The sequence below is a fragment of the Pseudomonas tolaasii NCPPB 2192 genome (assembly GCF_002813445.1).
GTDB lineage: Bacteria > Pseudomonadota > Gammaproteobacteria > Pseudomonadales > Pseudomonadaceae > Aquipseudomonas > Aquipseudomonas tolaasii.
In genome coordinates this window covers 1,832,470-1,841,877 of the sequence record NZ_PHHD01000001.1, presented here as the reverse complement: position 1 = coordinate 1,841,877, position 9,408 = coordinate 1,832,470, and the positions used below count along the sequence as shown (strand labels likewise).

At 58.6% G+C, this 9,408-nt stretch carries 13 protein-coding genes; all 13 read right to left on the bottom strand.

Going from position 1 to position 9,408, the window contains the following annotated elements; all coding sequences use genetic code 11:
- Positions 1 to 3 precede the first annotated feature (3 nt).
- Positions 4 to 690, bottom strand: a complete 687-nt coding sequence (locus ATI14_RS08565) for a phage minor tail protein L (RefSeq protein ID WP_080520355.1) — start codon at positions 688 to 690, stop codon at positions 4 to 6.
- Positions 687 to 1,025 (bottom strand): phage tail protein, encoded by a 339-nt coding sequence (locus ATI14_RS08560; RefSeq protein WP_080520356.1) that lies wholly within the window; start codon positions 1,023 to 1,025, stop codon positions 687 to 689. The genes ATI14_RS08565 and ATI14_RS08560 overlap by 4 nt, the downstream gene beginning before the upstream one ends.
- On the bottom strand, positions 1,025 to 4,279 hold the full coding sequence (locus tag ATI14_RS08555; protein ID WP_157814514.1) for a tape measure protein: 3,255 nt from the start codon (positions 4,277 to 4,279) through the stop codon (positions 1,025 to 1,027). Before ATI14_RS08555 ends, ATI14_RS08560 begins: the two co-directional genes overlap by 1 nt.
- Positions 4,280 to 4,440: 161 nt before the next feature.
- Positions 4,441 to 4,950, bottom strand: a complete 510-nt coding sequence (locus ATI14_RS08550) for a hypothetical protein (protein WP_130886739.1) — start codon at positions 4,948 to 4,950, stop codon at positions 4,441 to 4,443.
- 65 nt (positions 4,951 to 5,015) lie between these two features.
- Positions 5,016 to 5,327 carry a phage tail assembly protein T gene (locus ATI14_RS08545; protein WP_196775047.1) on the bottom strand — a complete coding sequence of 104 codons (312 nt, stop codon included), beginning with the start codon at positions 5,325 to 5,327 and terminating at the stop codon, positions 5,016 to 5,018.
- A gap of 23 nt (positions 5,328 to 5,350) precedes the next feature.
- A complete protein-coding gene (locus ATI14_RS08540) occupies positions 5,351 to 5,812 on the bottom strand; it encodes a phage tail assembly chaperone (RefSeq protein WP_080520359.1) in 462 nt (153 codons plus the stop codon).
- Entirely contained in the window at positions 5,812 to 6,282 is a 471-nt protein-coding gene (locus tag ATI14_RS08535; protein WP_080520360.1) for a phage tail tube protein, read from the bottom strand. Before ATI14_RS08535 ends, ATI14_RS08540 begins: the two co-directional genes overlap by 1 nt.
- 8 nt (positions 6,283 to 6,290) lie before the next feature.
- Entirely contained in the window at positions 6,291 to 6,638 is a 348-nt protein-coding gene (gp17, locus tag ATI14_RS08530) for a tail completion protein gp17 (protein ID WP_080520361.1), read from the bottom strand.
- A 5-nt stretch (positions 6,639 to 6,643) separates the two neighbouring features.
- Complete coding sequence (locus tag ATI14_RS08525) at positions 6,644 to 7,114, bottom strand: HK97-gp10 family putative phage morphogenesis protein (protein WP_080520362.1); 471 nt, start codon at positions 7,112 to 7,114, stop codon at positions 6,644 to 6,646.
- A complete protein-coding gene (locus tag ATI14_RS08520; protein ID WP_231124358.1) occupies positions 7,111 to 7,416 on the bottom strand; it encodes a phage head closure protein in 306 nt (101 codons plus the stop codon). The genes ATI14_RS08525 and ATI14_RS08520 overlap by 4 nt, the downstream gene beginning before the upstream one ends.
- Before the next feature lie 11 nt (positions 7,417 to 7,427).
- Positions 7,428 to 7,745, bottom strand: coding sequence for a head-tail connector protein (locus tag ATI14_RS08515; protein WP_080520364.1), 318 nt, complete (start codon positions 7,743 to 7,745; stop codon positions 7,428 to 7,430).
- Entirely contained in the window at positions 7,738 to 8,151 is a 414-nt protein-coding gene (locus tag ATI14_RS08510) for a HeH/LEM domain-containing protein (protein ID WP_080520365.1), read from the bottom strand. Before ATI14_RS08510 ends, ATI14_RS08515 begins: the two co-directional genes overlap by 8 nt.
- Before the next feature lie 41 nt (positions 8,152 to 8,192).
- A complete protein-coding gene (locus ATI14_RS08505; protein WP_100831480.1) occupies positions 8,193 to 9,398 on the bottom strand; it encodes a phage major capsid protein in 1,206 nt (401 codons plus the stop codon).
- Positions 9,399 to 9,408: the final 10 nt, after the last annotated feature.

Genomic DNA, 9,408 nt, shown 5'->3' with positions numbered 1-9,408 from the left:
TACCTATCCAATAAGCGCAGCGCCTGGGGCTCCGCCGAATGGCAGCGGATTGCCCCGGCCGTGGCGTATCTCGCAATCGCTCGGGAGCCCACCGCAGCGATCAAGCGCGGGGTCGTCCACCGGGTTGCCGTCGAGGTCGAACATCTTGATACCGGTGTAGTTACAGTCAGGGCCTCGATACTCGCCCCACAAGCACCACTCGCACCGGTTCATGATCAGACCGCCAGGCAACATCTGCCCCTTCACTGCGGTTGGGGGGGCCAGAGAGAAAACCACCTCCTCACGTCCCAGGCTGGTCACCTGGTTTATATAGGAGATATCCAGCCGCTCCATTGTGCTGGCCGCTGGGTTGCCCTCAGGGAAGTTCACGGCGTCCAGGTACTTTGCATAGGTCTGACGTACCGTCAGCTTCACACCGCTCATACCTTGGAACCGGCGACACAGGGCGGTGATCGCGCCGTCGATGTTGCTGATCTTAAGCATCGGCGTGGAGTTGTTGCCCTCAACGCTACGACCGAATCCACCGGTTTCGTAAGGACGGGGCAGATACACATCGCCCTTCCAGATAATCGGCGCGGACTGCTGGTGAGCGTGGTACCGCAAGATACCCATTCCCCGCGCCTCTCCATCCAGTTCGATCAGCTGGATCAGATCGCCGGGCTCAAGCTTCTGGTCGTCCAATGTGATCATGGGTTGAATACCTGCTGGAAGGTGGTGCTGAGGGTGTATTTCTTCTTACCGTGGGTTTGCAGTTGCCAGCCACCGGTTGTGATAAAGGCGCCCTGGGTTTCAAGCGGCGGCGTCCAAAAAAAGTGGTTTGCGCCCTTGTGCCGCTTAAAAAAATCCCTGATCGCTGTGATGTAGGCCTCGCTGCCAGTGAACGACACCGAGTAGGTGCCGGACACATTGTTGATGCCGACCGACAGGCGCTGGCTGTAGCCGTTGCCAAACTTCGACTCCAGCGTGTCTGTCTGGTCATCACCAGACGAGCCAACCCGCGGCGACCAGGTGAATACCTCTGCCATCAGCTGTTCCTCCGATTGTTTGGATCGAGCAGACCGTTCTGGCCTTTTTCCTGCTGGATCACCTGCCTGGCGATCTTGGGCATCTCGGAGCGAGCGGTGGCCAACAGTGCCAACCCCATTTGCTCGTAGCCTTCCGGCGAGTTGACGGTGCCGCCTGACCCATCGCCATTGATGTGCAGGTGAATCTCTGGAGCTGCGCCAGATCCGCCGCCAGCAGTAACTGCTGGAGCGGTGAAGGCGGGCGAGATGCCGGGGCTGCCGACGAATCCGCCGCTTGCATAGCCAGGTTTGCCGCTACGGTTGAGGCCAATCAGGTAGTCCTTCATGCCTGGCTGGTCGACCACCTCCTTGCGGATAACAACCTCCCCGCCGTGAACCACGCCCTTCGGCTCGAACTTGCCCCCCGGCCCGGTGTAACCTCCCTCCGAGAATCCGGCCAGCGCCATGCCGGCAACCATGCCCGCATTGGCGTAACCAGAAGCAAGAAGGGCAGCGCCCACCGGGATACCGCCGAGGATGGTCAGTTCCGCCGGCGCTTTGGCGGCAGCGATCTGCGCATTCATGATGATCGACGCAACCGCGAAGGCCTTTTGCGCGACAAACAATGCCTTGTACGCACCGGACTGCTCACCGGCGATCTTGCCAACCATGTCGGCGGCCTGGCCCGACAGTTCGCTAAAGGCGCCGATCACGGCAACCTTATAGGCGCCCTGAATATCGGCAAGCCTGGACTGATTCGTTTTGTTGATTTCAGCGACGCGATCAAGGTACTGCTGCTCGCTTGTAAGCTTCTGAGCATGCAGCTCAGCCTGCATTGCGAGTTGCTTGTCATGCCACTTTTTGAGCGTTGCTTCTGCCTCTGCAGCCTTGATCATTTCACCGGAAGCGCCACCTACAGACGCATCTAGCCCCGAAAATTTCGGCGCTTTCTCGATGGATGCTTTTGATATCGCATCGGCGCCATCCCGGTATTGATCGGCCTTCAACCCTCCCTGCTTATTGATACGATTCAGCTCTTCGTATCGTTTCTTGGTTGTTACAAGCAGGCTGTTTTCCTGCTTTTGGACATCACCCATCAAATCCTTGTAGGCTTTTTGACTATTCAGGTGATCCAGAGCAATGGCTGCTCGCTCAAGCTCGACCTTCTTCGCTGCGTCGAGTTTGCTCAGCGTACCCTTTGTGGTCTCAAACTCAATTTTGGCGAGCTCGGTTTTCCGCCCATGAACCTCAGTCTGCTCATTCAGAGACCTCAGTGTCCGGCTATAGCTGTCTTCGAGCTGCTTTGCATCCTGCTTTGCTTTGTCCGAGGCCTGCTTTGCTACCCTGGCAGACTCTTCGCGTGCCTTCTTCGCTTTTTCCTCGGCATCAGCCTGCGTTGCGGCTGCACGCGCCTTGGCCAAGATGGCCTTGCCTTCAGGGGTTTGATCGAGGTTGTCGATAGCCCCTTGGCGGTTAACTTCACCCAGGGATGTGGCGTCTTTGAACTTGGCGCCCTTTTCCGTAAGGGAGGCGATACGCTTTTCCCATGCGGTAACAAGTTCGGCGCTCGGGGGTTTAATGCTCTGCAAGCCGGCGCTGACACCCTCGGCGGCACCCTTCGCGTCGACCATCACGCCGTTGAGCGCGCCAATCTGATCGCCAAGCACGCCGACCTTGAGGATGTTCTCCTGATACTTGGCAGCCAGCGCCTCGAGCGTGCCCTGAACCTCCTTATTGGCTCCAGTGTTTTTAACGAGGTTCTGGGTCGACTGGTCAATATCAACGCCACCAGCAATACCGCGCCGGAAGTTGCCGGACGCGGCGGTACGTTGGTACTGGTTAGCTGTGAAGCGCTGACCGCCCAAGTAGTCGCCGGATGGGCCTTGGGCAACTGCCTGCATCTCCTTCACAATCTCGGCGGCTTTTTTCTTCGCCTCGGCCTGCTCCTGAATCATCTTGTCGAGAACAGGTCGGCGCTGGGCGTTTCCAAGGCCTTCCCACTCCTTTCGGAGATCCGAGATCGGTCTTTTCAAATCGATTGCAGCGGTATTCGCCGCGTTTGCCCCGTCTCGGAAAAGCAAGAAGCTCGCGGCGGTTCCTGCAGCAAGTGCAGTCAAGCCAACCGGGCCTCCCAGTAACCCCATGATGCCTGACGCAGATCGCCCAATCAGAGACCCTGCTGCTGCCTGGGAACGCTGCGCGACCGCAAGCGCCCTGCTTGCCTCAAGGTCTGCAATTTTGGCAGCTGTCAGCGCTCTCTGTGCGACGGTTGCTTCCGCCGTTGTGGTAGCGAATGCAACCTGCCGGCTCGCCGCGATGACATCCGCCTGGGCCACCCTGAGCGAGGCGGCAGCGGCATCCACTTGTGCCGCTGCGCGACCGACTGATGCGGAAATTGCCTCTCGCGTAGAGACCACAAGTGTGCGGGTGGCCTCGGCGCCGCGCTTGGCTATTAAAGCGATACCGCCAGCAGCAGCAACAGACGCGAGAGTCGAAAGGTTGTCAGCTGCAAAGTTAATGGCGGCGGCGAGCTTTGTGGTTACCTGTACGCCGTCATCTACGGTGCCGACATACTCCAGCAACGCGTCCTTCATACGAATGCCGGCATCTGCGACAGAGGTTTTCATGCCGTCCGTCTCTTTGCGCATCTTGCCGACCTGGCTGATCCAGGCCTTGGCAACCACGTCGATGGTCAATTTCCCATCGGTCGACATTTTTCGTAGCTCGTCTCGGTTTTTACCGAGCGAGTCTTGCAGCGCCTGGAGCAACCGCGGAGCCTGCGTAACGACAGCATTGAAGCCATCGCCTTGCAGCTTTCCGCCTTCAAGGGACTTACTGACCTGATCAATTACCGCAGCGGTGGCTTGACCCTTCGTTCCGCTCACAGCCAAACCGAGAGACAGGGCCTCAGTTACGTTCAGCGCGTCATTGGCAGTGCCGCCGTAATCCTTGAGCACGCCAGTAATGCGGATGAACAGTTCGGCGTTCTCCGCAAACGACTTGTACGTGACCTTGCCTATATCCATGAGGCGGGTCTGCGCTTCGGTAAACTCGTTCTGAGATCCGGTGGCGATTTTAAGGCGTGAGGAAATTTGCCCCCACTCATCCGACATGTGAATCAGGCTTCCGACGGCCAAGGCGCCCGCCATTGCTTTCGCATACCCACCGACTGCGCTGGTCAAAGACCCCAGGGCTCGCTCCTGCGCCGCGATGGCGGCTTCTTGCGACCGCCACGAACTCACAGCCTCGCGATTGCCATTGGTGATGGTGCGCAAGTAGCTCTGACCCATACGCCCGGCGCGAGCCATTTCTCGCTGATACGCGCTGGTTTCGGCGGACACGCTTACAACCAACGAGCGCAGAGTTTGTCCCGCCATGCTTTTCTCTGGGCATAAAAAACCCGGCACGTGGCCGGGTTTTAATGTGCAAACAGGTTTTAGAAAGTCAGCTTCAAATCTTCGACTGAAGCGTTAAGGAAAACTTCTCTTACATCGCCGCTGGGCGACCTGACGACAATTTTGTGGCCATCTGAATCATTTCTAATCGCGAGAAGACCCTGCTTAACGCTCAGTGGACCGCCGGCGGCCATGCCATTCACAGACATAATGTAATAGCCTGGGCCGATGTAGGCAGCGATGGCGGAGTCCTCTGCTATCTCCTTTACCAGGGCGCCCGGACCATCTGCGGGATTAGGTAAATACTGAGCTGCATTCATTTTGTAAACATCTCTGAGCATCGCGATCACGACGCCCAGCACGACCGTAAAAGCCAAACTCAACAGCCCGCCGAATATCATTGGCCAGTTGAACTCCGTTTTGTACAGCCCGTAGCCCGTGTCCAGCTTGAAAGTGCCAAAGTTAAAGACAAATAAAGCCGACAGAGCAATCGATACAAAAAGAACTATCCAGCAGAAAAAAATCCATCCGTCCCACTTATCCCTGCCCATCTGCCACACCCTCATCCGCATAAAAACGCCACTTTAGCACCTGAAAGGCCGCATCTTCCATGATGCTAACCGGCCTCGTCAGCGGCACTCGCCATCAAGAACGTCCTGAACAACTCCTCGCCTTGCTCCGCTTCGCGCTCCTCATCAACCGGCGTGACCGCGTCAGGCTTCCACTTCGGTATCAAGTCCAGCGCTGAAACCTTCGCGCCCTGTGCCTGGAAGGCGGCGGCAGCAGTAACAGCTGCGAGAATGTCTCCTCTCGAGTCACTGATTGGCGAGCCCTGGTCGTATGCCATCCACAAAAGCAGCTCCTCGGCGCTCATCCGTTCGCGCAGATCCTGCAATGTCATGCCCAGGCGAAGCGCAAGCGCCAACATGAATGTCAGCGCCGGCTCCGCCGTCAGTCGTTTCCCGCTGCTTCCACCGGATCGGGGGCGTCAGCATCTGCCGCAATGCCGCTCAGCTCGAACGCTTTCGAAACGAGCAGGTCGTGCACCGGGCTGAACGCCTCGGCTACCTCGTCGACATCGGCATCACCGAACACCCTGGCGCCCGACTCATCGAACAGCGTTCGTGTCAGTACAAACGCATACAGTGGAGCGGACGACACCTCGACTGATTCTTCCTTGGCAACATCCTCACCGTCTGCCGGGGATTCGCTCAAGCCGGCTGATTGGCGTGCCGCCAGGATCAATTCAGTCGCACGCTTGCGGTACTCCACCCAGTCGCCAGCGCTCAGCGCCCGAACCGTGACCTTTGCGCCGTCCCACTCTGGTACCACCATCTCTTCGCGCTTGAAGTTTCGCAGCGGGTCAAGTGCGAACGCGCGCAGACCGCCCTCGGCGGCTTTTACCCGAGCCATCAGGGAGTCACCGGAGCAGGGTCAAAGGATACGGCGCCGGTGATACGCACGTTGAACGTGCCATTCACGGTGCCGTTCGGTGCGGCGTCCCAGGTAAATTGGGTGACCAGGCCAAGAAAGCTCGAGGACGAACCGTCCTTGAATACTGTTTTGTAGGCGCGGGGCTCACCGTCGTCACGGGCTGTCCGGAGCACGGTCTGCGCCTCATCGTCAGCTTTCCAGTTGCCAGACATACTGAAAGTGCCGTTGTCAGCCAGGCCCACGGTGAACTCTTTGGCCTCACTGGCCAGCACCGTTACTTCGATTTCGTCCGACTGACCGCCCTGGAACTGGGGCTGCTTGATAGTGACGGACAGGTCCGCCCAGGTCAGCGCGTCATCCTTGGGGTCAAGGGTGGTGGTTTTGGAAACGCTGAGAGCCGTGCCCTGCGTTTTGACGAATTTAGCTTTCGTTGGGTTTTGAGCGGCCATGTGGCCTCCTATGGTTGCAGGGTGTATTCCCAGCTCACGCTGAAAAGTTTGGTGTCGCTTTCAAATGCGTCCGGTAGGCGATCAGCACTGCCGGTAGTGAAGTCGGCGCCATCCGTGGTCATCGCGGTGAAGGCCTCGTCTGCAAGGGTCAGCGCCTGGAGAAAGCTTTCCCCCCAGGCATCGAGCTGAATTGTCAGGTCGCTGGAGCCGTCCCAACCCGCGAGCGTGAAACCGGTGGTGCTGCTGACGGTTTGAATGACCAAGCGCGGCTGGGCGGCGTCCTCAGGCGCAACACCGAAGTACACTCGCCCGTCGACCAGAGGCGTGAGCCTGTCGATGAGGGATTTCTCAATCATTGGGTTTACCGGGTGATGGCGTTGTCGATGCCTTCAGCCAGCTTGTCAGCGACGGCCTTCTCGATCTGAGGCAGGCTGCCGTCCCAGGCGGGCCGGATGAATGGATGGGCCTGCATCTTCGATGTACCCAACTCCAAAAACTTCCAGTAGAACGGGGCATCCCATTCGGTTTTGCTGGTGCGCCCCTTCTTTCCTGAGCGCTTGAGCGCCTTCGACTGCTTGCCAGCGGGCTTCTTGACCCGAATCCCGGCAGTGGCTCCACCGGGCGTATCGGACTGCTTGAGCCTTGTTGCGGTGATGTTCCGCTTCAGCTTTCCGGTGCGAACCGGTGCCGCCTCCCGCGCCTTGTCCCTGGCAACCCGTGCGCCGGCCATGACTGCATCCCGGACGATCTTGTTGCCAACAGACTTGGCCAGCCTTTCAAAATCCGCCTCAAGCTCGCCAAGCCCCAGCACTGTCAGCGATCCGTTGCTCATTTGGGTTTCACCGTTTTGCACATGAGTTTCAGCATGTCCCGCTGGTTGGTGGCCAGCGGCGCGACAATTTCGTAGGTTATGCCTTCGTGCACCAGGTGCTGACCCGCCACCACGTCCTTGCGGTAGCGGATGTTGATCTCGGCAGTGACCGTGACCTGCATCTGTGACGCGGCTTCGTACATGCGCCCGGAGGGAATGTTGATCTCCGCCCAGAGCTTGCCCAGGTCGCCCCAAACCTTCGAGGGCTGGCCGAGGCCATCCTTGCCTTCGATGTAACCGCGCCGCATACAGAGGTGGCGCATTGGGCCGGCTCTCATATATTCACCCAGTGATGAGGCTTCCAAAGCGCGTTGGTCGCCATAGGCAGCTCAGCAGTGATCGCTCCAATCACCACAGTCTCGCGACTGCTGTACCAATGACCGATCAGCAGCAGCGCTCCCTGCTGGATAGACTTGCTCATCCGTAGCGCATTGCCGACCGGATCTGGCAGGGCCGTATCTGGGCTGACAAGCGTGCGATTGGTCCAGGTCTCAAACGCGCTGAGGGCTGCATCCCTGTAGCCCTCAATCAGCGCATCCTCGTCGTCATGGTCGACCCGTAAGTGAGCCTTGACGATGGGAAGATCAATCAACCTTTGGCACCAGCGCCTGAAGTGCCTCTTTGTTGGCGGTGGGATCGAACTCAATCCCTTTGCCGGTGAGCCAGGCCTTCAGATCGGGAACCTTCATCTTCAGCGGATCGGTTTCTTTCTGAGCCTCGATCGCTGCGTCGATTTCTTCCTGAGAGCTGCGCGATGCGTAACCCTCGGGCGGGTAATTCACTGCCAGGTAGCCGGCTGCTAAAAACTCAGCAATGGTGGGGCCATCCAGTTTCAGACCATTGGCGTCCAGTTGGTTGAGGTAGGACGCCACGCCCAAGTGCTCAACCGCCACCAGTGCGCAGCGGTCAGAAACATCCTGCTCGCCTACAGGAACCTCGATCACATGGTTGCCATCCACTGCGAAAGGGAACGGTTTTTTCACTAAAATAATCGGCATAAATACTCCAGAAGGCTGGGCACCCGAAGGCGCCCGCCCAGTCAGGCAGCAGCGCTGAGGGTGAGGATCTTCACGGCCTGGGAGTCAACCAGCATGCCGCCGACGCGCTTGGTGGTGTAGAAGCCAACGAATGGCTTGTTGGTGTAGGGGTCGCGCAGCACGCGGGTGCCGATACGATCGACAACGGTGTAAGCACGCTTGAAGTCGCCAAATGCAATGGCATTGGCACCGGCGGCGACATCTGGCATGTCTTCGTTTTCGGTGATGCCGTAGCCCAGAAGGACCGACGGAGCGCCCGCTTCCAGGCCTGGGCGCCACAAGTAGTTACCTTCGCTGTCCTTCAGCTTGCGGACATAAGCAACGGTCAGGTTGCCCATCATCCAGGTGCCATTGGCGCGGTAGCCTGCCTTGAGGGCGTGAATCAGGTTGATCAGGCTGTCGCCAGTGATCGCGCCAGCGGTGCCGCTCAAGAGCTTTTGCAGCACGCCGAATGCGCGAGCTTCGTCGTCTTTCACGTCCAGGCCGTAAGCCAGCAGACCTTTCGGTTTGTTGACGCCATCACCCTTCAGGAAAGCATTGCCTTCCTTCTCGGCGAAGTCGCGGGCAATCTCACCATTCAACCAACCCTCGGCATCGAAGAAGATGTCGTCAAGGCTGGTCTGAGTGGCTTGCGGGTTGGCGTACAGCTCACCCATAAACGCAGAGATGTTGCCGAGCTTTGGAGTGTTGGTCGCTGGGCGTGGATCGGTCTCACCCACCCAGCCAGCACCGTTGCCACCGAGGTTCACCAGACGCTTGTAGTCTGGGCTGCCCACGGTGATCTGGTTGCAGACCTGGCGCATCGGCGAGGTGTCACGCAACAGCTCGATGATACTGCGGTCCAGCTCCTCGGGAACCGCGAAGCCGCCGTCTGCATCAACACCGACCTGCAAGGCCTTCGCCTGCAGCTCGCCCAGGCCGGTCTCGATACCCTTGCGCACGAACTGCATGAACGCGGTTTTGTGCTCGCTGGCTGCCTTGGTGCCGGTACCGTCGGGGCGCTTCAGGGCGAGCAGCTCTTTTTCAAGATCGCCCTTCAGCGCATCCAGCTCGCTCAGCTTTTCGTTGAGCGTGTCGACCTGGCCGGACAATTTGCCTTTTTCTTCTTCCAAGCCATCAATGCGCTTGTCATTGGTCTTTTTGAATTCGTCGAACTTCTTGCCCAGGGCTTCGGCGACATCTTCGATATCTTTCTTTTCAACAGCCATGAGAGGCTCC

Bases quoted from the DNA above. Each gene is read 5' to 3' on its own strand.
- ATI14_RS08565 (WP_080520355.1), bottom strand. From the start codon at position 690: ATGATCACATTGGACGACCAGAAGCTTGAGCCCGGCGATCTGATCCAG.
- ATI14_RS08560 (WP_080520356.1), bottom strand. From the start codon at position 1,025: ATGGCAGAGGTATTCACCTGGTCGCCGCGGGTTGGCTCGTCTGGTGAT.
- ATI14_RS08550 (WP_130886739.1), bottom strand. From the start codon at position 4,950: ATGGGCAGGGATAAGTGGGACGGATGGATTTTTTTCTGCTGGATAGTT.
- ATI14_RS08545 (WP_196775047.1), bottom strand. From the start codon at position 5,327: ATGTTGGCGCTTGCGCTTCGCCTGGGCATGACATTGCAGGATCTGCGC.
- ATI14_RS08540 (WP_080520359.1), bottom strand. From the start codon at position 5,812: ATGGCTCGGGTAAAAGCCGCCGAGGGCGGTCTGCGCGCGTTCGCACTT.
- ATI14_RS08535 (WP_080520360.1), bottom strand. From the start codon at position 6,282: ATGGCCGCTCAAAACCCAACGAAAGCTAAATTCGTCAAAACGCAGGGC.
- gp17 (WP_080520361.1), bottom strand. From the start codon at position 6,638: ATGATTGAGAAATCCCTCATCGACAGGCTCACGCCTCTGGTCGACGGG.
- ATI14_RS08525 (WP_080520362.1), bottom strand. From the start codon at position 7,114: ATGAGCAACGGATCGCTGACAGTGCTGGGGCTTGGCGAGCTTGAGGCG.
- ATI14_RS08520 (WP_231124358.1), bottom strand. From the start codon at position 7,416: ATGCGCCACCTCTGTATGCGGCGCGGTTACATCGAAGGCAAGGATGGC.
- ATI14_RS08510 (WP_080520365.1), bottom strand. From the start codon at position 8,151: ATGCCGATTATTTTAGTGAAAAAACCGTTCCCTTTCGCAGTGGATGGC.
- ATI14_RS08505 (WP_100831480.1), bottom strand. From the start codon at position 9,398: ATGGCTGTTGAAAAGAAAGATATCGAAGATGTCGCCGAAGCCCTGGGC.